General features: G+C 57.2%; 26 protein-coding genes. 8 read left to right on the plus strand and 18 right to left on the minus strand.

Features of this window, described 5'->3' with window-relative positions; all coding sequences use genetic code 11:
• Nucleotides 1-90: 90 nt before the first annotated feature.
• From rplT to thrS, 4 genes are read right to left on the minus strand one after another with little or no spacing between them, the layout of a single operon-like run.
• Complete coding sequence (gene rplT / locus PMI36_RS02500) at nucleotides 91-447, minus strand: 50S ribosomal protein L20 (protein ID WP_007905879.1); 357 nt, start codon at nucleotides 445-447, stop codon at nucleotides 91-93.
• A gap of 28 nt (nucleotides 448-475) precedes the next feature.
• On the minus strand, nucleotides 476-670 hold the full coding sequence (gene rpmI / locus PMI36_RS02495; RefSeq protein WP_002553160.1) for a 50S ribosomal protein L35: 195 nt from the start codon (nucleotides 668-670) through the stop codon (nucleotides 476-478).
• A 60-nt stretch (nucleotides 671-730) separates the two neighbouring features.
• Complete coding sequence (gene infC, locus PMI36_RS0130010) at nucleotides 731-1,282, minus strand: translation initiation factor IF-3 (protein WP_172435341.1); 552 nt, start codon at nucleotides 1,280-1,282, stop codon at nucleotides 731-733.
• A complete protein-coding gene (gene thrS / locus PMI36_RS02490; protein ID WP_008007259.1) occupies nucleotides 1,282-3,204 on the minus strand; it encodes a threonine--tRNA ligase in 1,923 nt (640 codons plus the stop codon). The genes infC and thrS overlap by 1 nt, the downstream gene beginning before the upstream one ends.
• A 374-nt stretch (nucleotides 3,205-3,578) precedes the next feature.
• On the opposite strand from thrS, the gene PMI36_RS02485 reads away from it, so the two are divergent.
• Nucleotides 3,579-3,881 carry a hypothetical protein gene (locus PMI36_RS02485; protein WP_007905881.1) on the plus strand — a complete coding sequence of 101 codons (303 nt, stop codon included), beginning with the start codon at nucleotides 3,579-3,581 and terminating at the stop codon, nucleotides 3,879-3,881.
• A 290-nt stretch (nucleotides 3,882-4,171) separates the two neighbouring features.
• Complete coding sequence (locus PMI36_RS02480) at nucleotides 4,172-4,384, plus strand: cold-shock protein (protein WP_003179963.1); 213 nt, start codon at nucleotides 4,172-4,174, stop codon at nucleotides 4,382-4,384.
• 72 nt (nucleotides 4,385-4,456) lie between these two features.
• On the opposite strand, the gene PMI36_RS02475 is transcribed toward PMI36_RS02480, so the two are convergent.
• Complete coding sequence (locus tag PMI36_RS02475) at nucleotides 4,457-4,774, minus strand: I78 family peptidase inhibitor (RefSeq protein WP_008075866.1); 318 nt, start codon at nucleotides 4,772-4,774, stop codon at nucleotides 4,457-4,459.
• Nucleotides 4,775-4,939: 165 nt separating this feature from the next.
• Nucleotides 4,940-5,245 (minus strand): hypothetical protein, encoded by a 306-nt coding sequence (locus tag PMI36_RS02470; RefSeq protein ID WP_008075867.1) that lies wholly within the window; start codon nucleotides 5,243-5,245, stop codon nucleotides 4,940-4,942.
• A gap of 131 nt (nucleotides 5,246-5,376) precedes the next feature.
• Here PMI36_RS02470 and PMI36_RS02465 point away from each other — a divergent pair, with 131 nt between their 5' ends.
• Complete coding sequence (locus PMI36_RS02465) at nucleotides 5,377-5,583, plus strand: hypothetical protein (protein ID WP_007905889.1); 207 nt, start codon at nucleotides 5,377-5,379, stop codon at nucleotides 5,581-5,583.
• Nucleotides 5,584-5,622: 39 nt separating this feature from the next.
• Here PMI36_RS02465 and PMI36_RS02460 read toward each other — a convergent pair whose 3' ends face one another.
• From PMI36_RS02460 to PMI36_RS02425, 8 genes are all read right to left on the minus strand, one after another.
• Nucleotides 5,623-6,651, minus strand: a complete 1,029-nt coding sequence (locus tag PMI36_RS02460; protein ID WP_008075868.1) for a nucleoside hydrolase — start codon at nucleotides 6,649-6,651, stop codon at nucleotides 5,623-5,625.
• Between the two features lie 33 nt (nucleotides 6,652-6,684).
• Nucleotides 6,685-7,089: a D-ribose pyranase gene (gene rbsD / locus PMI36_RS02455; RefSeq protein WP_008075869.1), complete on the minus strand. Its 405-nt coding sequence runs from the start codon at nucleotides 7,087-7,089 to the stop codon at nucleotides 6,685-6,687.
• Nucleotides 7,086-8,003 carry a ribokinase gene (rbsK, locus tag PMI36_RS02450; RefSeq protein ID WP_008075871.1) on the minus strand — a complete coding sequence of 306 codons (918 nt, stop codon included), beginning with the start codon at nucleotides 8,001-8,003 and terminating at the stop codon, nucleotides 7,086-7,088. The genes rbsD and rbsK overlap by 4 nt, the downstream gene beginning before the upstream one ends.
• A 56-nt stretch (nucleotides 8,004-8,059) precedes the next feature.
• On the minus strand, nucleotides 8,060-9,079 hold the full coding sequence (locus tag PMI36_RS02445; RefSeq protein ID WP_008075873.1) for a LacI family DNA-binding transcriptional regulator: 1,020 nt from the start codon (nucleotides 9,077-9,079) through the stop codon (nucleotides 8,060-8,062).
• 3 nt (nucleotides 9,080-9,082) lie between these two features.
• Complete coding sequence (locus tag PMI36_RS02440) at nucleotides 9,083-10,060, minus strand: ABC transporter permease (protein WP_008075875.1); 978 nt, start codon at nucleotides 10,058-10,060, stop codon at nucleotides 9,083-9,085.
• Complete coding sequence (locus tag PMI36_RS02435; protein ID WP_008075877.1) at nucleotides 10,057-11,610, minus strand: sugar ABC transporter ATP-binding protein; 1,554 nt, start codon at nucleotides 11,608-11,610, stop codon at nucleotides 10,057-10,059. The genes PMI36_RS02440 and PMI36_RS02435 overlap by 4 nt, the downstream gene beginning before the upstream one ends.
• A 56-nt stretch (nucleotides 11,611-11,666) precedes the next feature.
• Nucleotides 11,667-12,623 (minus strand): sugar ABC transporter substrate-binding protein, encoded by a 957-nt coding sequence (locus PMI36_RS02430; protein WP_008075878.1) that lies wholly within the window; start codon nucleotides 12,621-12,623, stop codon nucleotides 11,667-11,669.
• Nucleotides 12,624-12,802: 179 nt separating this feature from the next.
• Nucleotides 12,803-13,255, minus strand: coding sequence for a hypothetical protein (locus PMI36_RS02425; protein ID WP_008075879.1), 453 nt, complete (start codon nucleotides 13,253-13,255; stop codon nucleotides 12,803-12,805).
• A 336-nt stretch (nucleotides 13,256-13,591) separates the two neighbouring features.
• On the opposite strand from PMI36_RS02425, the gene PMI36_RS02420 reads away from it, so the two are divergent.
• The 3 genes from PMI36_RS02420 to PMI36_RS02410 all read left to right on the plus strand — a co-directional run bounded on the left by PMI36_RS02420 (nucleotide 13,592) and on the right by PMI36_RS02410 (nucleotide 15,827).
• The gene (locus PMI36_RS02420) at nucleotides 13,592-14,680 is read left to right on the plus strand and encodes an asparaginase (protein WP_008075880.1); all 1,089 of its coding nucleotides are present in this window, start codon (nucleotides 13,592-13,594) and stop codon (nucleotides 14,678-14,680) included.
• Nucleotides 14,681-14,842: 162 nt separating this feature from the next.
• On the plus strand, nucleotides 14,843-15,133 hold the full coding sequence (locus PMI36_RS02415) for a DUF1654 domain-containing protein (protein WP_032830731.1): 291 nt from the start codon (nucleotides 14,843-14,845) through the stop codon (nucleotides 15,131-15,133).
• Between the two features lie 4 nt (nucleotides 15,134-15,137).
• A complete protein-coding gene (locus PMI36_RS02410; protein WP_008075882.1) occupies nucleotides 15,138-15,827 on the plus strand; it encodes an endonuclease in 690 nt (229 codons plus the stop codon).
• A gap of 74 nt (nucleotides 15,828-15,901) precedes the next feature.
• Here PMI36_RS02410 and PMI36_RS02405 read toward each other — a convergent pair whose 3' ends face one another.
• The gene (locus tag PMI36_RS02405; protein WP_008075883.1) at nucleotides 15,902-16,267 is read right to left on the minus strand and encodes an SPOR domain-containing protein; all 366 of its coding nucleotides are present in this window, start codon (nucleotides 16,265-16,267) and stop codon (nucleotides 15,902-15,904) included.
• Nucleotides 16,268-16,516: 249 nt separating this feature from the next.
• Here PMI36_RS02405 and csrA point away from each other — a divergent pair, with 249 nt between their 5' ends.
• Nucleotides 16,517-16,711: a carbon storage regulator CsrA gene (gene csrA, locus PMI36_RS02400; protein ID WP_007905913.1), complete on the plus strand. Its 195-nt coding sequence runs from the start codon at nucleotides 16,517-16,519 to the stop codon at nucleotides 16,709-16,711.
• Between the two features lie 194 nt (nucleotides 16,712-16,905).
• Here csrA and PMI36_RS02395 read toward each other — a convergent pair whose 3' ends face one another.
• Nucleotides 16,906-17,361, minus strand: coding sequence for a DUF2214 family protein (locus PMI36_RS02395; RefSeq protein WP_008075884.1), 456 nt, complete (start codon nucleotides 17,359-17,361; stop codon nucleotides 16,906-16,908).
• Nucleotides 17,362-17,474: 113 nt separating this feature from the next.
• Between PMI36_RS02395 and PMI36_RS02390 the strand changes: the two genes are divergently transcribed.
• On the plus strand, nucleotides 17,475-18,689 hold the full coding sequence (locus PMI36_RS02390; protein WP_008075886.1) for an MFS transporter: 1,215 nt from the start codon (nucleotides 17,475-17,477) through the stop codon (nucleotides 18,687-18,689).
• A gap of 53 nt (nucleotides 18,690-18,742) precedes the next feature.
• On the opposite strand, the gene PMI36_RS32190 is transcribed toward PMI36_RS02390, so the two are convergent.
• Together PMI36_RS32190 and PMI36_RS02380 are read right to left on the minus strand one after the other, a co-directional pair.
• The gene (locus PMI36_RS32190; RefSeq protein ID WP_008075888.1) at nucleotides 18,743-19,237 is read right to left on the minus strand and encodes a hypothetical protein; all 495 of its coding nucleotides are present in this window, start codon (nucleotides 19,235-19,237) and stop codon (nucleotides 18,743-18,745) included.
• Nucleotides 19,238-19,412: 175 nt separating this feature from the next.
• Nucleotides 19,413-19,880, minus strand: coding sequence for an anti-virulence regulator CigR family protein (locus PMI36_RS02380; protein ID WP_008007237.1), 468 nt, complete (start codon nucleotides 19,878-19,880; stop codon nucleotides 19,413-19,415).
• Between the last annotated feature and the right edge of the window lie 90 nt (nucleotides 19,881-19,970).

A 19,970-nucleotide genomic window follows, 5' to 3' on the forward strand; every position in this document is an offset into this window, starting at 1 on the left:
AATAGGGGAAGAGCTTGAAGGCTCTTCCCCTATTTATGACGTTTAACACCTGGCCCCACAGAGGTGAGGCCGGGTGACTGTCGGGGGTACTTAAGCCAAGGTGGCTTTAGCTTTCTCGACAATCGCAGCAAACGCCGCTTTTTCGTTCACTGCCAGATCAGCCAGAACCTTACGGTCGATCTCGATGGACGCTTTTTTCAGGCCGGCGATGAAACGGCTGTAGGACAGACCGTTGATACGTGCACCAGCGTTGATACGAGCGATCCACAGAGCGCGGAACTGACGTTTTTTCTGACGACGGTCACGGTAGGCGTATTGGCCTGCCTTGATTACCGCTTGCTTGGCAACACGGAATACGCGCGAGCGAGCGCCGTAGTAGCCTTTAGCAAGTTTCAGAATTTTTTTGTGACGTTTACGGGCAATGACGCCACGCTTTACACGAGCCATGAGTTACTTCCTCTATTCTTGACTAAAATTAACGAAGGCGCAGCATGCGCTCGACTTTTGCCACGTCAGACGGATGCAGCAAGCTGCTACCGCGCAGTTGACGCTTACGCTTGGTCGACATTTTAGTCAGGATGTGGCTCTTGAAAGCGTGCTTGTGCTTGATACCGTTAGCAGTTTTCAAAAACCGCTTAGCAGCACCACTTTTAGTTTTCATTTTTGGCATGTTCGGATACTCCGCATTCAGTTGATAAACATAATCAGAAGGCCTGCCGTGCCCTATTGATTACTTCTTCTTTTTCGGGGCGATGACCATGATCAGCTGGCGTCCTTCCATCTTAGGATGCTGTTCGACCGAACCGTACTCGAGCAAGTCACCTTCAACTCGCTTGAGGAGTTCCATCCCCAGCTCCTGGTGGGCCATCTCACGGCCGCGGAATCGCAAGGATACCTTGGCCCTGTCCCCATCACTCAGGAAACGTACCAGGTTGCGCAGTTTTACCTGGTAATCCCCTTCCTCCGTCCCTGGACGAAACTTGATTTCTTTAACCTGAATCTGCTTCTGGTTTTTCTTGGCCGCGGCAATCTGCTTCTTCTTCTCGAAGATCGATTTGCCGTAGTCCATCAGTTTGCAAACAGGGGGTACTGCATCGGCGGAAATTTCCACCAAATCCAGTTTGGCCTCTTCAGCCTTAAGAAGCGCGTCTTCAATTGACACAATCCCAAGCTGTTCACCTTCAGCTCCAATTAACCGAACCTCGCGTGCCGAGATATTCTCGTTGATCGGGGCTTTCGGTGCAGCTCGTTTATCTTGTCTCATTTCACGCTTAATAATAATTACTCCGAATCTGGGCGACCACGCCGGGAAACCGCTTGCGCGAGAAACTCAGCGAACTGGGCGACGGGCATCGAGCCCAGGTCAGCACCTTCACGAGTACGCACAGCGACAGTCTGCATCTCGACTTCCCGATCTCCGATTACCAAGAGATAGGGAACCTTGAGCAAAGTATGCTCGCGGATTTTAAAGCCGATCTTTTCATTTCTCAAGTCAGACTTGGCACGAAATCCGCTTTCATTGAGGGTTTTTTCAACCTCAGCGGCAAAATCAGCCTGTTTATCAGTGATATTCATGATCACTGCCTGGGTCGGAGCCAGCCACGCGGGGAATGCACCCTCGTAGTGCTCGATCAGGATTCCGACGAAACGTTCGAAGGAGCCCAGGATCGCCCGGTGCAACATAACCGGGTGCTTGCGACTGTTGTCTTCAGAGACGTATTCGGCTCCCAGACGGACAGGCAGGTTAAAATCGAGCTGAAGGGTACCACATTGCCAGACGCGACCGAGGCAATCTTTCAGCGAGAACTCGATCTTCGGACCGTAGAACGCACCCTCGCCCGGCTGCAGATCGTACGGCAAGCCAGCGCTATCAAGGGCTGCAGCCAATGCAGCTTCGGCGCGATCCCACAGCTCGTCGGAACCGACGCGTTTTTCCGGACGAGTGGACAGCTTCATCTCGACGTCTTTGAAGCCGAAGTCGGCATAGACGTCCATGGTCAGCTTGATGAACGCAGCGGATTCGGCCTGCATCTGCTCTTCAGTACAGAAGATGTGAGCATCGTCCTGAGTGAAGGCACGAACGCGCATGATGCCGTGCAGTGCACCCGACGGCTCGTTACGGTGGCAGGCACCGAACTCGGCCAGACGCATCGGCAGCTCGCGGTAGCTTTTCAGGCCCTGATTGAAAACCTGCACGTGGCACGGGCAGTTCATCGGCTTGATGGCGTAGTCGCGGTTTTCCGACTGAGTGGTAAACATGTTGTCGGCGTAGTTGGCCCAGTGCCCGGATTTCTCCCACAGGCTGCGGTCAACGACTTGTGGAGTTTTGATCTCCAGATAGCCGTTGTCGCGCTGAACCTTGCGCATGTATTGCTCGAGCACCTGGTACAAAGTCCAGCCGTTCGGGTGCCAGAACACCATGCCCGGCGACTCTTCCTGGGTGTGGAACAGGCCCAGACGCTTGCCGATCTTGCGGTGATCGCGCTTTTCAGCTTCTTCGATGCGCTGGATGTAAGCCGCCAGCTGCTTCTTGTCCGCCCATGCGGTGCCGTAAACGCGCTGCAATTGCTCGTTCTTGGCATCGCCACGCCAGTAGGCGCCGGACAGCTTGGTCAGCTTGAAGGATTTCAGGAAGCGGGTATTCGGCACGTGCGGACCGCGGCACATGTCGACGTATTCTTCGTGATAGTACAGACCCATGGCCTGCTCGTTCGGCATGTCTTCGACCAGACGCAGTTTGTAGTCTTCACCGCGGGCCTTGAACACTTCGATCACTTCGGCGCGCGGAGTGACTTTTTTGATCACGTCGTAATCTTTTTCGATCAGCTGCTGCATACGCTGTTCGATCGCAGCCAGGTCGTCCGGAGTGAAAGGACGCTCGAAGGCGATGTCGTAATAGAAGCCTTCGTCGATGACCGGACCGATGACCATCTTCGCAGTCGGGTACAGCTGCTTGACCGCATGACCCACCAGGTGGGCACAAGAGTGGCGAATGATCTCCAGCCCCTCTTCATCCTTTGGCGTAATGATTTGCAGCGAGGAATCGCTATCGATGATGTCGCTGGCGTCGACCAGCTTGCCATTGACTTTGCCGGCCACGGTGGCCTTGGCCAGACCGGCACCAATGGATGCGGCGACCTCGGCTACGGAAACCGGGTGATCGAATGAACGTTGACTGCCGTCGGGAAGAGTAATAGTTGGCATGGCGCCTCCTCTCCTAGTGGTGACCCCTACCAAAGGTCACGTGGGTTGGGATGAGCCAGTACAAGATCCGATCCAGGCCATTCAATGACGAACGCCTGCCTTACAGCGGCAGGAGCCTTGCGGCCAACCGGAAAACCGAACCAGAGTGACTGGGATTCAAATCAGGGTTATTCGAGCCGCTGCCGCTGCCGGGACTGAAGGTCATCCGGAGCTTGCAAACGCCCGAGCGAGGCATGCTAGCACAGATGAACGGTCGTCGCGGTGGCAAGGTTTTCTGCCGGGGCAAATCACGCATTTTTATGCCAGAGTGCTGAACTTGAACCCTGCTTTACCCCTCAGATAACAAGACATTGACCCAAAAGGAGCATCCCAGCATGCGTCTGAATCGTTTATTCGCCATCGTCGCACCCGTCGTCCTGTTGCTGCCGCTGGCTGCCCATGCCGATTGGCCAAAGGGCGAGCGCGAGAAATACATGGCTCAGTGCACTCAGGCGGCCACTCCGCAGATCGGCGCTGCGGCAGCCAAGTCACACTGCGCATGTGGTGCCGACGCTATCAAATCGTACCCGGCCAGCGACATTCAGTCGTTGATGGACAACAAGGCCAGCCCGGAACTGCAACAGAAGGCACTGGGCCAGATCGCCAAATGCAAGGCCAATGCACCGGCGAAAAAGTGAGAAAAAAGCCCTTGTGACTCGGCCCATCGCTGATAAAAAGGGCCGGATTTAAGCTTTTTCGTACGATTTATGCAGGTTTTACAGCTTTTTTTATTGTCTTTACTTTCGGCTGAAAGCCTTTTAAACCGGGGCTTTCAGCCACACGAAGCAACAAAGCAAACGCTACTGAAGGGCAAACAGCACACCCGGGGGGCTCCCAAAGCGAACATTTCGACTATGATACTCCGGTGTGCCCAGTTGGCCTGAGCAGCACAGTACTACTGAAAATATATGTTTCTTGGAGATACACCATGTCTAATCGCCAAACCGGCACCGTTAAATGGTTCAACGATGAAAAAGGCTTCGGCTTCATCACTCCTCAAGGTGGCGGTGACGACCTGTTCGTACACTTCAAAGCTATCGAAAGCGACGGTTTCAAAAGCCTGAAAGAAGGCCAGACCGTTTCCTTCGTGGCTGAGAAAGGCCAAAAGGGTATGCAAGCTGCACAAGTCCGCCCAGAGTAATTTTCTGGCGCACTAAAAAAACCCCGTCCATGTGACGGGGTTTTTTATGGCCGAAACAAAAGCCTGAAGCAATCAGCCGCAATTGACGCGGGTGACCACCAGGTTGTTGTCGGTGTTCAGGTTCAGGCGATCGGAGCGGTATTCCAGGGTCACCATGTCATCAGGCTTGAGGAACCGGGCATTCTGCGCGCCTGAGCGGGTACGTGCCTGCTCCAGCAATTGGGGCGAAGCCTTTTTGCCAATGGTGAATTCGGCAGCTTTGGCTTCACAACGGCTGTGGCCGGTATCGGTCGCCACGGGGTCCTTTGCCGACTCGGTGGACGTACTGCTGCAACCGGCCAGCAGAGTGGCGGCCAACAAAGTACCCAATGACGCGAGCTTCCAAGGCATGAAGCCTCCTTTTTTCAATAGTTAAGCTGAGATCGTGCGACCGCCATTTTGGCGTTTGGTTTCAGAGCGGGCGCTATCGCCCTGCCCTCGATCCGGGCAGCGGCGAGTGTGCCTGAGCATCGGCATGCCGTTCATCACTCAATCGTGACTGAATATGAATGGCGCTCAATAAACGTCGATGTAGTCGAAAGGCGGCTTCGGCCAGTTCTCCTTGAGCGCATTGAAAATCTGCATCACCCAGACCTCGTCGCTGGCCGCGACCAGTCCGACATAACCGGAACCCTTGGCCCAGGTTTCCAGGCGAAACAGCAACCCGTCGATGTCCGTACCGCCCACAATACCCGACGAAATGTAGGCGATGCCGCCCTTGGTGACCCGCAACTGAGTGTGTTCATCGTCGCTGGCAGAGGCCAGCAACTGACGCACCGCTTCGAGGGTCAAGCCGTCGGGAGTGTTCAAATCGATCTGCACAGCACGGTCCTTGAAAATTCGTCAAAGACCAAGTGTCGCATAGCCCTCCCCTCATGCCTAAGTCGGAGTGCCAAACGTCGCGCAAAATGGTTAACTCGACATTCAGACATCCCGATTTCACGAGCGCCATCATGACCACCGTAAGCATCGACGCCAACATCACAATCAAGTGGCCACAGGGCCACAGCTCTTACAGCCCGGGCAGCCCGGAAGAGTTGGCAATCATTGGTATCGATTTGCTGGTCAAGGAACTGGGGACACAAGCCGCCCAGACATTCATCGCCCAGATACTCGAGAAATACCCCGCCGATTATATGGGCCTGACAGATAGCGAGTGAATGTAAAAACCCGCAGGCTGGCACCTGCGGGTGCAGGGCTTACTTCAGTCGCGCCAGACGCTGGGTCAACAGGTCGAAGAAGCCCTGAGCGTCGCCGCTTTCAACCCAGAAGGCATTTTTCGGCGCCTTCAGCCCGTCATACCAGTCGACAATGGTCTGGCCGAAGGTCGGCCCTTCGCGACTATCAACCACGACGTTGACCGAACGCCCGGTGAACAGCTCCGGCTTGAGCAGGTAAGCGATGACTGTAGCGTCATGCACCGGGCCACCCGGAATGCCGTAGTGCTCCATGTCGCCTTTGACGTACTCGTTGAGAATATCGCCCACCAGTTTGCTGGCATTGTTGTTCAGAGCGGCGATTTGCTTCAGGCGCGCTTCACTGGTCAGGATCTTGTGGGTCACGTCCAGCGGCAGGTAGGTCAGCTTGACGCCACTTTTGAGCACCACTTCCGCAGCCTGAGGGTCGGCGAACAGGTTGAATTCGGCCACCGGGGTAATGTTGCCGCCATTGAAATGCGCACCGCCCATGATCACCACTTCCTTGATGCCCTGAACGATTTCAGGCTCCTGGATCAGCGCCAGCGCCAGGTTGGTCTGTGGACCGAGCATGGCGATGGTGATGCTGTGGGGTTTGGCGGTCTTCAGGGTATCGATCAGATAATTGACCGCATTGCCTTCGGCCAGGCCTTTCTTCGGTTCGTGCACCGTGACACCCGACAGGCCTTCCTTGCCGTGGATGTTCTCGGCATAAATCGGCGTGCGCATCATTGGTTTCGGCGCGCCCGCGTAAACAGGCACCTCCTCGCGCCCTGCCCACTCGCGGGCGAGACGCGCATTACGCGACGTCTTGTCCAGACGCACGTTGCCCGCAACGGTGGTCAGCGCACGAATATTCAACTCGTCCGGCGATGCCAGGGCAAACAGCAAGGCGACCACATCATCGGCACCCGGATCGGTGTCGATGATCAGGTCGATCTTTTCCGCCGCTTGGGCGCTTGTTGCGGTAATCAGGGACAAAAGCAGCAGACTCCGAAGCAGATGGTGCAGTTTCTGAGCATAGCGTTGCATAGGGCACTCCTTGTGCGTGGGAAGAACTGAAAGTTAGAACGTTACTCCAGCCACCAAAACGATGTTGCAGTACGGCTGACATTCGCCTGTACGAATAATCGCCCGTGCTTGTCGGCTGAGCACTTTGAATTGGTCATGACTGAGCAGCTCGCGCCGACCCAGCGCACCGTCGGCATTCAGCTCATCCAGCGTGCCCAAGGCCGACGGTTTCTTGTCCAGAATCTCATGGGCCAGCACATGGCTTTCGACCTGCATTTCGCTGAGCACAACCTTCAAGGTACTGACGAAATCCGGAATCCCGTGAGTCAAGGCCAGGTCGATCAATTCGACGCCGGGCGGAACAGGTAGGCCGGCATCGCCGATCACCACCGTGTCGCCATGGCCCAGGGAGGCGATCAGCCGCGACAGCGCGACGTTGAGCAAAGGAGTCTTTTTCATGGTGCTTTAAAGGCCTGTACGTCGGACAAGGTGGGAATCGAAGGTTGCGCGCCAGCCCGGGTGACCGACAGCGCTGCGGCGACCTGGCCGAAACGGATCGCATCGGCCTCGCCCTTGCCGGCCGCCAACGCCGCGGCGAAACCACCGACGAACGTGTCGCCGGCTGCGGTGGTATCGACCGCCTTCACTTTCGCTGCCGGGAAATGCTCGAAGCGTTGGCCATCGGCGAACAGTGATCCTTGAGAACCCAGGGTGATGATCACTTTGCCGGCGCCCATGGCGATCAAGCGGGTGGCGGCGGTTTCGGCGGTGCTCAGGGAGTCCACCGGCAAACCGCTCAGGGCCGAGGCTTCGCTTTCGTTGGGGATCAGGTAATCGATGGCCGCATACCAATCCGCCGGCAGCGGGCGACTGGCCGGCGCCGGATTGAGAATCACGGTTTTACCCAGCTCACGACCGCGCTTCAGAGCATGACCGACCGTGGCATCCGGTACTTCCAGCTGACAGATGATGACATCCGCTGCTTGTAACACCGCGTCGAAACGGTCGATCACTTCGGGCGTGAGCGCACCGTTGGCACCGGCAACAATCACGATCGCGTTCTGACTGTTGTCATCGACCACGATCAACGCTACGCCACTGGAATCTTCGACCGTGCTGACCGCCTGGCAATCGATCTGCTCAGCCAACAACGCCCCGCGCAGTGCTTCGCCATAGGCGTCGTTGCCGACACAACCGACCATCGACACTTGCGCCCCCAGCCGCGCCGCAGCCACGGCCTGGTTCGCGCCCTTGCCGCCGGAAACCGTGGCAAACGATTTGCCGATCAGCGTTTCACCACCACGGGGCAGCCGTGGTGCCCGGGTTACCAGGTCCATGTTCAGGCTGCCTATTACCACTACTTTTGCTGGCATACATCACTCGTCAATTCTGTTTCTGCGGTACTTTCGGTTTCAGCGGTACTTTTTGTTTAGCGGAATTGGGCGAACACACTGGCCAGCGGCGCAGTCGATTCGCGCAGGACAATATTGGGCGTCACGATGCGCTGATCGGTTGCCAGATCCGGCGTGGCAATCCTGCGCAACAGCACTTCGGCCGCCATCTCGCCAAGCTGCAGGATCGATTGACCAACGGTGGTCAGCGCCGGATAGACGTAACGGCTCATCTGGATGTCGTCGAAGCCGATCACCGACAACTCGGTGGGCACACGAATATTGCGCTCGGCAGCGGCGCGCAACACACCGATGCCAATCATGTCGTTACCGGCGAAGATCGCGCTGGGCGGGTTGTTTTCCAGCAGTATCGCGGCGGCGTTGTAACCACCAGTGCTGGTGAAGTCGCTCTCCAGCATGCGCTCGCGCGGCACTTCGACGCCTGCCTCTTTCAAGGCGCGGCAATAACCGGCCAGACGCATCTGCGCCACGCTGGTACTCGCCGGCCCGCCAATCGTGGCGATGTCCCGATGCCCCAGATCCAGCAGGTGCCGGGTCGCCAGGTAGGCACCGTATTCATGATCGATGCGCACCAGATCGGCATCGAGACCTTCGAGCCCACGGTCGACGATTACCATCGGCGTACGCACACCCGCCAGACCTTCGGCCAGACCGCTATCCCCCCCGGCTGAGGCAACGATCAGGCCGTCAATGCGTTTTTCCAGCAACACGCGAAGGTAGCTGCGTTGCTTGTCCGGGTTGTCGTCGGAGTTGCAGAGGATGACGCAATAGCCGTTGCGCTCGCAGTAATCCTCGATGCCTCGGGCCAACTCGGCGAAGTACGGGTTGAGGCTGTTGGGCACCAGCAGGCCGATGGTCGCGGTGGTTTTCGCTTTCAACGACCGGGCCACGGCACTGGGCACGTAGTCGAGGCTTTTGATCGCCGCCTCGACCTTGACCCGTACTTCCTCACTGACCGGCCGCGTCTTGTTCACCACATGGGAAACCGTGGTGTAGGAAATGCCCGCGAGTGCCGCTACATCCTTGATTGTTGCCATGACTCAGGTCCGCCGGCTTGCGCGCTGACTGCGATAAGTATCAAGCACCACCGCCACCATGATCACCGCACCGGTGATGATGCGTTTGGTGGGTTCGGTCGCGCCGATCTGCGCCAGACCGGCCGCCAGTACCGAGATGATAAGGACGCCAAAGAATGTACTGATGACCGAACCGCGCCCGCCCATCAGGCTGGTGCCGCCGATCACGACCGCGGCGATCACCTGCAGCTCCAGACCGGAGCCGGCATTCGGGTCCGCCGCTTCCAGGCGCGAAATCTGAAACAACGCAGCGATACCGGCCAACAGCCCCATCAGACTGAAGACCAGGATCTTGTAGGGCTTCGGATTGATCCCCGCCAGACGCACTGCTTCTTCGTTGGTGCCGATGCCGATCAGGTAACGACCGAACACGGTACGCGTCAGCACGGCCTGGGCGATGAAGATAATCAGCAAGGCAATAATGAACGACGGCGAGATGCCGAAGGCGATCGGGTTGGACAGCCAGGCGAAGGCATCACCGATGTAGGCGGTGCGCGAACCGGTCATTTGATACGCCAGGCCCCGCGCCATTTCCAGCACGCCGAGGGACACGATGAACGACGGAATCCGCCAGGCCACGGTGATCGAGCCGGTGATGGTCCCGGCCAATGCCGCCACCGCCATGCCGAGCAAGGCCGCAGGCAAGACGCTCCAGCCCCAACCGAGAATCGCCACGCTGACCGCCGAGGCCGCGAGCGCCAGTACCGACCCCACCGACAAGTCGATACCGCCGATGATCAATACGAAGGTCATGCCGACCGCCAACACCATCAAATCGGGAATCTGGTTGGCCAGGGTGCTGAAGGTGTCGTAGGACAGGAAATGGCTGCTCAGGCCCGAGAACAGCGCGACCATCGCCAGCAAGGCACCGGCCAGACCCAGATAAGTGCCGAGGCCGTAAAAATTGCCACTACGTTTGCCGGCCAAAGATGCAGTATTCATGGAAGATCCCTAGGCGCTGCTTCGTTGAACAGCGCATCACGTTTTTGGTAGCCGGCGAAAGCGGCGGCAAGCAAATCATCCTGGGTCCAGCTGTCACGCTCGAAGGTGTCAATCAGACGCCCTGCCGACAGCACACCGACGCGATCGCAGATCAGCATCAGTTCGCGCAAGTCGCTGGACACCACTACCAGCGCTTTGCCCTGACGGGTCAACTCACCGAGTAATGCGTAGATATCGAACTTGGCGCCGACGTCGATGCCACGGGTCGGCTCGTCGAACAGCATCACAGTACAGTCGCGCTCCAGCCAACGGCCGATCACGACTTTCTGCTGATTACCGCCGGACAGTTCCGATACCAGTTGCGTCGGGCTGGAACTGCGAATGCGCATGGCGTTGATCTGACGCTGGGCCAGAGACATCTCGTCACCGTTGTTGACGAAGCCACCGCTGGAAATCACCGGCATATTGCCCAAGGCGATGTTGGCGCTGATCGATTGCGTCAGCAGCAGGCCTTCGCCTTTGCGATCTTCGGTGATCAGGGCGATGCCGTGACCGACCGCGTCGGCCGGCGAACGAATACTCACCACCTGAGCCGACGCCCCCAGCGCAACGGTGCCGCTGTCGGCTGTATCGGCGCCGAAGATCAGGCGCAGTAACTCAGTGCGCCCTGCCCCGATCAAACCGGAAATTCCGAAAATTTCGCCGGCGCGCACTTCGAAAGACACGTCGCGGACTTTGTCGGAACGGGTCAGCCCTTTGACCGTCAAGGCCGGCGCGCCGATCTTGCGCGGCCCCATGTCGATGTGCTCGCCCAATTCACGGCCGACCATCAGGGTGACCAGTTGCTCGCTGTTGTAATTGGCCATCGGCTCGACACAGACCAGGTTGCCATCGCGCAATACCGCGATGCGCTGGGCCACCCGAGCCAGTTCTTCGAGGCGGTGGGAAATGTAGATGATCGACACGCCACGCGCTTGCAGGCGAGTGATCTGCTCGAAGAGCATTTCAACTTCACGGGCCGTGAGCATTGCTGTCGGCTCGTCGAGAATCAGCACGTGGCAATCGCCGATCAGATTGCGGGCGATCTCCACCATTTGCTGATGGCCGATACCCAGTTCGCCAACCAACGTATCTGGATCGATGGCGTCCAAGCCGACCTGGGCCATGGCCTCGATCGCCGCCTTGCGCAATTGCTTGCGGCTGATCCAGCCACCGTGGCTGGGCAGGTTGTCGAGAAACAGGTTTTCCGCCACCGACAACGTCGGCAACAGATTGAGTTCTTGCATGACCATGCGGATGCCCAGCTCTTCGGCCTGGCTCCGGCTGCCTGGACGGTAATCCCGCCCCTGGAATCGCATCTGGCCGGTGGTCGGCGCGACCAGTCCACCAATGATTTTCGACAGCGTACTTTTACCGGCACCGTTTTCGCCGGTCAGCGCCAGCACTTCACCACGCATCAGCGTCAGGTCGATACCGGTGAGGACAGGTTGGGCATAGGTTTTACCGATACCGCTGACCGAGAGGACAGCGTTCGGGGCGCAAACTGACATAAAAACTCTCCATGTGCTCGCCCCAGGAGGCGAGCACCGTTGTGTCGCCAGAAAGACTACTTGGTAACCAGCTCTACCGGAGTTTCGATGACGCCGTTGGCGCCGCTATCGACCGTCTCACCCTTGATGATTTTCAGCGCCGTCTCGATGCCGAATACCGCTTGGCGGGCAGCGAACTGGTCGGCGGTGGCCAGGACGCGGCCATCCTTGAGCATTGGCTTGATGGCGTTGATGTTGTCGTAACCAACCACCTGCACCTTGCCGGCCTTGCCCGCCGCGCGCACGGCAGATACCGCGCCGACCGCCATACTGTCGTTGCCGGCCAACAGGGCCTTGATGTTCGGGTACTCGCTGAGCATCGACGAGGCAACCTTGCCGCCCTTGTCGATTTCCCAATCGCCGGACTGCAGGGACACGACTTTGATCTGCGCCGCTTCCATCGCATCCTTGAAGCCAGCCGTACGCTGCTGGGCGTTGGTGGTGGTGGAAACGCCTTCGATGATGCCGACTTCGTCACCAGCCTTCAGCTGTTTGGCCAGGTACTCACCCACCAGACGCGCGCCTTTGCGGTTGTCCGGGCCTACGAACGGAACGGTGATGTTTTTGCTTTTGACCACGGCCGGGTCCAGCTGGTTATCGATGTTGATCACGGTGATGCCGGCATCGACTGCTTTCTTGATGACCGGGACCATGGCCTTGGAGTCTGCCGGAGCGATGACCAATGCGTTGACTTTGGACAAAATCATTTGCTCGACGATGCGCGTCTGGCCGGCCGTGTCCGTCTCGTCCTTGATGCCGTTGGAGATCAGTTCGAAGTCGCCGGAGTGGTCTTTCTGGTAGGCCTTGGCGCCGTCTTCCATGGTCAGGAAGAATTCGTTGGCCAGGGATTTCATGACCAATGCGACTTTAGGTTTTTCAGGGGTTTCGGCGAAAGCCGAAGAGACGGGCAACGCGGCGGATGCGGCAGCCAGCATTGCGACAGCGAGAAGACGTCCAGCGAATGGCAGCTTCATGGGTTCACTCCGATCTTATGATTATTCTGAGCAATGCTTGCGCTGGACTCTGCCCTTACGGGATCAAGCCATCAAGGGCGACCGCGCAAACGTTTGCGTAGACCGAACTATGCGAACCCTATCGAGATTTGTCAACGACCCGTTCTGTGTCTCGGTTGGCAAAAGCCAACCCTTTTACATCACGCTGTGGTGCTGACCAGACTGCCACTGCTGGAACCCTTGGCCAGCTCTTTGACCAGATTGCCTGTCACTTGCGCGAGCGCACCGCTGGTATCGGCGATTTGCCCCTGAATCGACATGACCGCGGTGGCTTTGGCTTCCGGGGTCGGATAATTCGCTGCCTGAGCGGCCGCCAGTTGTTGCTGCTGTTCGCGCAGTTGCTGCTGAAGTTCCTGCATGCGTTTGAGCAGTACCTGCACCGCAATACTTTGATTGCTGCTTTTTTCGGATTTGCTTTCGCCCTGAGTCTGCGCACCGCCACCGGTTCTGACTTGGTTGTCACTACCCGCCTCTTCACCCAGCGCTTGGGCTGAGGCGTCGGACGTCGCTTCACTCAAGGCGTTGATAGTCGCCGGAGACTTGCCCGCGATAGTGATGGCACCTGCATTTGGAAAACCGACAGTAAACGACATATGAACTCCTGGAAAAGATCCCTTTAGAGGAGCATCGACCTGTGCGGGGATTTCTTTAGCACTGATTTCCGATTTTGCAAGTCGACTGTCTCAATGAGGGTCGGAGAGCCGAACGTAAAAGCTACATCTGTTCGGAAACCCGGACACCCAAGTGCGAATACTTTTCCAGACGTTTCAATAATTCATATAAAAATCATATGGTTAAAAGATCTTATTGTTGAATATCAGGCTGGTACAGATCCTGCTCTTCTCCTACACCCCCGGCGTTCAGATCTGCTTGGGGGCGTGTCTAGATGAACCTGCATCCGCAACGTTTCACTACGAGAGAAAACAATAATGAAATCTGCCTTCAACACTTTTATTCCGGGCGCTTTGGCCCTGCTATTACTTCTGCCCACCGCCCTTCAGGCAAAAGAAGTCGAAACAAAACAGAAACTGGCGAACGTGGTGATCCTGGCCACCGGCGGCACCATCGCCGGCGCGGGTGCCAGTGCCGCCAACAGCGCCACCTATCAAGCGGCGAAAGTCGGTATCGAACAGCTGATCGCAGGGGTTCCGGAACTAAGCCAATTGGCCAACGTTCGCGGCGAACAGGTCATGCAGATCGCGTCCGAAAGCATCACCAACGACAACCTGCTGCAACTGGGCCGTCGCGTGGCTGAACTGGCCGACAGCAAAGACGTCGATGGCATTGTCATCACCCACGGCACCGACACGCTGGAAGAAACCGCTTACTTCCTCAATCTGGTGGAAAAAACCGACAAGCCGATCATCGTCGTAGGCTCCATGCGCCCTGGCACCGCCATGTCGGCCGACGGCATGCTGAACCTGTACAACGCCGTCGCCGTGGCCAGCAGCAAAGACGCGCGCGGCAAAGGCGTACTGGTGACCATGAACGATGAAATCCAGTCGGGTCGCGATGTCAGCAAAATGATCAACATCAAGACCGAGGCGTTCAAAAGTGCCTGGGGCCCACTGGGCATGGTGGTCGAAGGCAAATCCTACTGGTTCCGCTTGCCAGCCAAGCGCCACACCATGGATTCGGAATTCGACATCAAAACCATCAAGAGCCTGGCTGACGTCGAAATCGCCTATTCCTATGGCAACGTCAGCGACACCGCCTACAAAGCCCTGGCTCAATCGGGCGCCAAAGCCATCATCCACGCCGGTACCGGCAATGGCTCGGTCTCGTCCCGCGTGGTTCCCGCCCTGCAAGCCCTGCGCAAGGACGGCGTACAAATCATTCGTTCTTCCCACGTCAACGCCGGTGGTTTCGTACTGCGTAACGCCGAACAGCCTGACGACAAGTACGACTGGGTTGTGGCTAACGACCTGAACCCGCAAAAAGCCCGCATCCTGGCCATGGTCGCGCTGACCAAGACCAACGACACCAAAGAACTGCAACGGATGTTCTGGGAATACTGATCCGCCCTCGCCCGACCTGTTCTGGTCGGGCATCGCTGCCACCACTCGCCAGCCTTGGTGAGTGGTTCACGACCTATTCCGATAAAAAATTTCCCATCGTCCTACACCAAACGGAAAAAACTACTGTCAGAGGATTTTCTTGAATTTTAAGCAGTTGCGAAAATGCTTACAGTTAAATACTGTATGCCCGTACAGCTTAATAAGGATAATTCCGTGGCCACTACCTCTGTCTCTCCTGATACCTATGAACGCCTGGGTATGCGCATTCAGAAAATCATCAATTCCCCCACCGCTCAAAAAGCCAAAGCGGCACTGATCTTCCGTCTTCCAGATGAACCGGTGGATGAGTGGGAACGCTTGCTCGAAGAAATCGACGAGAACGATAACGTCACCCTCGCCCATCGCGACGATGGCGGTGTGCAGATTTTCTGGGTTGTGCCAAAGGAAGACTGAGTCAATGAGTGTCCGCTGGTTTGCTTTACTGCTTCTGCTCATCACCCTTGGCGCCCAGGCTGGCGCCCCACGCACCTTCAACGAAGCCAAGAAAGTCGCGTGGAAGTTGTACGCCCCGCAATCCACCGAGTTTTATTGCGGCTGCAAATACACCGGCAACCGCGTGGACTTGGCCGCCTGCGGCTATGTGCCGCGCAAAAACGCCAAACGCGCCTCGCGCATCGAGTGGGAACACATTGTCCCGGCCTGGCAGATCGGCCATCTGCGCGAATGCTGGCAACAAGGCGGTCGCAAGAACTGCACACGGTACGACCCGACCTATCAGAAAGCCGAGGCCGATCTGCACAATCTGGTGCCGAGCATCGGCGAGGTGAATGGCGATCGCAGCAACTTCAGCTTCGGCTGGTTGCCCGTGCAATCGGGTCAATATGGTTCGTGCCTGACGCAGGTCGACTTCAAGGCGAAGAAGGTCATGCCCCGCCCTTCCATTCGCGGCATGATCGCCCGGACTTACTTCTACATGAGCAAGCAGTACGGCTTGCGCCTGTCAAAACAGGATCGGCAATTGTATGAAGCCTGGAACAAGACCTATCCGGTACAGGCCTGGGAACGTCAGCGCAACCAGAGCGTGGCGTGTGTGATGGGGCGCGGCAACGAGTTTGTCGGCCCGGTGGACATGAAAACCTGCGGCTGACCGGCCGCTGAAAACACAAAGGCCTGGGGCATTACACCTCAGGCCTTTGTTCGTTTCTAAACGCCGTTTTTTGTTTATTGAGCCGTCGGATGTTCGACCACCAGCGACTCGATATTCCTTTTCTTTGCACGGGTAAGCGCTGCCGTCACCTCAGCTTGCTTGGCTTCTGCCTCGGTTTTCGAATTAAACGGTCCTATCAGGATCCGAACCTTTCCATTCTCCCTGATGACGCTGGAAACGAAGCTATGCTCAATCAGCCAGCCGCTCAGGTCACTGACCGCCTGGGGGGTTTCGCCGCGCACCTCGACGTCCCATTGCGGACCGGTTGTCGCCGCGGGTACGGAAGCGACTGTCGGTTGCGGCTTTTGCGCGTTAACCCCCTTACCCTCATCGCACCCGGCCAACGTCAATACTGCGATTACCAAGGCCACTTTGCGCACAACGCTTCCCTCTGAATGCTGAAAGCAGCGATTTTAACACTCATGGATCCTGCTCGAGCGCCGCAAAATGGGCGCAAAACAACGAGAATGATGGTTGCGGCCTCTGTATAGTTACGCCTTGGGAATTAATGCAGCATCTGCGCGTCAGAAAGAGGCACCCAAACTGCGAGACTTCGCACTAATCTATACCTATACCGACCTCTGCACTGTCCGAATCAGGTGCCCTACAAAGCAATCAAGGAGAAAACCATGCTGATACTCACCCGCAAAGTCGGTGAAAGCATAAACATCGGTGACAATATTACGATCACCATTCTGGGCGTTAGCGGCCAGCAAGTCAGAATTGGCATCAACGCCCCGAAAGACGTTGCGGTGCATCGCGAAGAAATCTATCAACGCATTCAGGCCGGCCTGACCGCCCCAGACAAACCGCAAACACCCTGAATCCTGCTGTGGTCAGTAGCCAGCCCATTCAGCCTCGAATAACGGCTGGCTAAAGATTCAAGCACCGCATCGCTCTCTGCCCAGCCTCTCTTTGCCATGCCTTCGCAACGTGGGGCCGATACTAGCGCCCTCGCCTCATGCCTGACTGTCAGACGTTTCGGATTTGCTGCGAGAAAGGGCTTCCTCCTTCCCGGCTAGCCAAACGCGACCCCACGCGCCATGCCCGTGGCGGCCACAACCATCAGCACCAGCAGCAGCGCCTCGATATGACTGATACGGGCAAATAGCGTTGCGCGCCCGGTATCGATCGCCGCCCCACGCCCCAGCGCAATCCGCCATTTGATCAGCGCCACCATCGGTGCAATTTCAAGCAGCAGGATAAGGACGAAGAGCGTCATTTTGAGGTGAAACAGCGGCTGGTGAAGGTAGTAATCAGTGCCTTTTTCATACCCACCAAAAGCTCGCATCCCTCCCGTGACCAAGAGAATGACTGCAGAGATCCCCCACAGATTATCCGCAACCAGAACGCTGCGCGCCTCCCCTGTCCCGGCAATCAGACGACGTAAAGCCCTACCGCGGGTCAGTACCGCCCAGAAGCCCAGCGCAAAGGCCAAGAGGTGAATCGCCGCCAGAAACCAGTGAATCAGCATCGACATACTCCCTACAGACGAAGTTGAAACAGCCCTACAGTAGTAGTTCATCGGAGGATATTTGCCCAAAGCACGTGGCTCCGCTGATACACCGCCATCGACATGAGGTCACTATGCGTAAGGATTACCTGGCTTTCTTTATCTCGCTGTTCCTGTCCCGGCTGGCTGACCAGATCCTGCTGTTCATCGTCCCGCTGATTGTCTTTCAGACCACCAACAGTGTCTCTTTGGCCGGCCTGGCTTTTTTTGCCGAGTCGTTGCCGCGCTTTCTGGCATTTCCCGTATGCGGTGCACTGTGCGACAAGTTTTCGCCCATTCGCATCCTGCACATCAGCCAGGTCTACCGTGCAGCGGCCTGCGTCGCAGCCGTGGCACTGTATGGCGTGTTTGATGGCATCTACTGGATCGTGATTCTGTCCGTGCTGTGCGGCGTGCTGACCACCCAGGGCATCATGGCCCGCGAAGTGGTCATGCCCTACATTTTCAAGCAATACACCTACACCAAGACCCTCTCCTATTCGCAGATCGCCGATCAGACCGGGCTGGTGCTTGGCCCACTGGTCGCGGCGCTGATGCTGGAAGTCTGGGCGTGGCACTGGGTGGTGCTGGGGATTGCCGGGCTGTTTCTGCTGGCTGATCTGGCGATGCTGATCTGGCAACGCACCAGCTCGATCACTCTGGAGTCGTTCGAGCAACATCAGGACATCTGGCTGCAACCGCTGCGCATTGCATTCGGGCATATTCGCGACCTGGCGGAACTGCAGAAGGTGATCAGCCTGGCGGTGGGCGTGAACCTTCTCATCGGTATCACCCTGGCCACATCAGCAGCCATGGTGATCGGCCAATACAGCGCCAGCAAAGACTTTTATGCAGGGCTGCAAGCCGCCGGGGCGGTGACCACCATCGTCATTCTGTTCTTCCTGGCGCAGGTGACCTTACCTATGAGAGTACTGGGAGTCGTTTCTTATACGATGATTGCCGCCGGCGCTCTGACCACTGCCTTCAGTCCGAACGCTTGGGGGTATGCCATCGGCTTCCTGCTGATTGTCGGTTTCGACAAGATGTTCAACGTATACATACGCAGCATCCGCCAGCGGGTGATTCCGCCCAAGGACTTCGGCAAGACCGTGGGCGTCATTACCTTGCTGAACAATCTTTCTCAACCATTGGCCGGATTGCTGATCGCCTTGTTGGCCGCCCCTCTGGGAGCACAGAAAGTCATTCTGCTGCTGGCGGTGATCGCTGGCTTGATCGGGGTGGGCGTGGCGCTTTTTGCCAGGGCAAGCAATGCAACTGCTGTCCCAGTGCCCGATTCAATTGGCAAATAGCAGGCACAAAAAAGCCGGGCTCCTGATGGATACCCGGCTTGAGAGCCTTTGACTCAATGCGTTCTTTTTGAAATCGAAGTGCGAGCGTTGCTCAACCCTTTCGTGTTGTGATCGCCAGGCCTGGAGGCCGAAATGGCAGTGGCCTTCGCCACCCCTCGCGTATCCTTGGAGTGGGCAATGCCCGAAGTGACTGAACCACGGCCGCGATCACCGTTACGATCGCTACCGTAGTGGTTGCCACTGACGCCATGGTCCCGAACGGCTCTGCCTGCGTGATCACTGCTCAAGCCTGCGCCGTGGCCATTGCTGCTGACGCCGCCAGAATGGCCGGAATTACCGCTGCCACCATGACCGCCGCCATTGCCGCCGCCGTTACCACCACCGTTACCGCCGCCATTGCCACCGCCGTTACCACCACCGCCACCACCGCCACCATCCTTCGCGTAGGCGGAACTCATGATGGACAGATCAGCGGGCAATAATGGGGCGGCTGCAAGCATCAGCACACATGACATGACAGCTGCAAAACTCTTGTTTTTTAATAACATGGGGAGGTTCCGTGTGGTTGATATTGCACGGAGTAATTGACTGTTTCGGTGGCACACAGTTCAAAAGCCGACGACCAGCGGGCAGGCAATGTGCAATTATCGAAAAAATGCACATTGCTTCCCGTGATTTACAGGTCGTTATGCTGCGAGGACGCGATTGAATTGGTCGGTTTCATCAATCGAATGCGCCATTGAGAACCTCGTAGATGATCCCGGTAGCGATCGCCACCAATATCAAGTCAGTGCCAGCCTGGCGCCACTCGTAGCCATCGTAATGCGGAAGCCTGCCGAGCAATCGGCCATCGAGTTTTTTGGCGATTCCCGGCGGTAGCGGTTTTCCACGGGCGAGGTTTTTTTGAATGCCGGGTGGCAAGGCGGGCCCGGGGCTCCAGTAGTCGCGATAACCACCCACGATGCCAAGGACACTACCGTGGTTGATGCTCGGGCCGTGACTCCAATCGTCACCCCCTGAACCTTTGCCTTTGTTTCCATGGCTGGCGTTGCCATGGTCCTGGATGTTTTGTGGATTTCCCTTGCCGCTTCCCTGGCCCTTCCCGTTTCCCGGGTCGGCCAATGCAGTCATTGAACCGGACGCCAAGGCAAGACACGTCATAGCGGCAATCAACGAGCGAGATCTAAACATATCCGTTCTCTCAGAAAGGGGATGGCCCCTGCAATGTATAGACGGTTATGGCTGCGTTAGTTCAGAAACTATGTTCGCTGGAGGTGGGCC

Origin of the sequence: Pseudomonas sp. GM79, assembly GCF_000282495.1 — a bacterium.
In the GTDB taxonomy this organism is placed as follows: domain Bacteria; phylum Pseudomonadota; class Gammaproteobacteria; order Pseudomonadales; family Pseudomonadaceae; genus Aquipseudomonas.

Bases quoted from the DNA above. Each gene is read 5' to 3' on its own strand.
- rplT (WP_007905879.1), bottom strand. From the start codon at position 447: ATGGCTCGTGTAAAGCGTGGCGTCATTGCCCGTAAACGTCACAAAAAA.
- rpmI (WP_002553160.1), bottom strand. From the start codon at position 670: ATGCCAAAAATGAAAACTAAAAGTGGTGCTGCTAAGCGGTTTTTGAAA.
- thrS (WP_008007259.1), bottom strand. From the start codon at position 3,204: ATGCCAACTATTACTCTTCCCGACGGCAGTCAACGTTCATTCGATCAC.
- PMI36_RS02485 (WP_007905881.1), top strand. From the start codon at position 3,579: ATGCGTCTGAATCGTTTATTCGCCATCGTCGCACCCGTCGTCCTGTTG.
- PMI36_RS02480 (WP_003179963.1), top strand. From the start codon at position 4,172: ATGTCTAATCGCCAAACCGGCACCGTTAAATGGTTCAACGATGAAAAA.
- PMI36_RS02475 (WP_008075866.1), bottom strand. From the start codon at position 4,774: ATGCCTTGGAAGCTCGCGTCATTGGGTACTTTGTTGGCCGCCACTCTG.
- PMI36_RS02465 (WP_007905889.1), top strand. From the start codon at position 5,377: ATGACCACCGTAAGCATCGACGCCAACATCACAATCAAGTGGCCACAG.
- PMI36_RS02460 (WP_008075868.1), bottom strand. From the start codon at position 6,651: ATGCAACGCTATGCTCAGAAACTGCACCATCTGCTTCGGAGTCTGCTG.
- rbsD (WP_008075869.1), bottom strand. From the start codon at position 7,089: ATGAAAAAGACTCCTTTGCTCAACGTCGCGCTGTCGCGGCTGATCGCC.
- rbsK (WP_008075871.1), bottom strand. From the start codon at position 8,003: ATGCCAGCAAAAGTAGTGGTAATAGGCAGCCTGAACATGGACCTGGTA.
- PMI36_RS02445 (WP_008075873.1), bottom strand. From the start codon at position 9,079: ATGGCAACAATCAAGGATGTAGCGGCACTCGCGGGCATTTCCTACACC.
- PMI36_RS02440 (WP_008075875.1), bottom strand. From the start codon at position 10,060: ATGAATACTGCATCTTTGGCCGGCAAACGTAGTGGCAATTTTTACGGC.
- PMI36_RS02435 (WP_008075877.1), bottom strand. From the start codon at position 11,610: ATGTCAGTTTGCGCCCCGAACGCTGTCCTCTCGGTCAGCGGTATCGGT.
- PMI36_RS02430 (WP_008075878.1), bottom strand. From the start codon at position 12,623: ATGAAGCTGCCATTCGCTGGACGTCTTCTCGCTGTCGCAATGCTGGCT.
- PMI36_RS02425 (WP_008075879.1), bottom strand. From the start codon at position 13,255: ATGTCGTTTACTGTCGGTTTTCCAAATGCAGGTGCCATCACTATCGCG.
- PMI36_RS02420 (WP_008075880.1), top strand. From the start codon at position 13,592: ATGAAATCTGCCTTCAACACTTTTATTCCGGGCGCTTTGGCCCTGCTA.
- PMI36_RS02415 (WP_032830731.1), top strand. From the start codon at position 14,843: ATGCTTACAGTTAAATACTGTATGCCCGTACAGCTTAATAAGGATAAT.
- PMI36_RS02410 (WP_008075882.1), top strand. From the start codon at position 15,138: ATGAGTGTCCGCTGGTTTGCTTTACTGCTTCTGCTCATCACCCTTGGC.
- csrA (WP_007905913.1), top strand. From the start codon at position 16,517: ATGCTGATACTCACCCGCAAAGTCGGTGAAAGCATAAACATCGGTGAC.
- PMI36_RS02395 (WP_008075884.1), bottom strand. From the start codon at position 17,361: ATGCTGATTCACTGGTTTCTGGCGGCGATTCACCTCTTGGCCTTTGCG.
- PMI36_RS02390 (WP_008075886.1), top strand. From the start codon at position 17,475: ATGCGTAAGGATTACCTGGCTTTCTTTATCTCGCTGTTCCTGTCCCGG.
- PMI36_RS32190 (WP_008075888.1), bottom strand. From the start codon at position 19,237: ATGTTATTAAAAAACAAGAGTTTTGCAGCTGTCATGTCATGTGTGCTG.
- PMI36_RS02380 (WP_008007237.1), bottom strand. From the start codon at position 19,880: ATGTTTAGATCTCGCTCGTTGATTGCCGCTATGACGTGTCTTGCCTTG.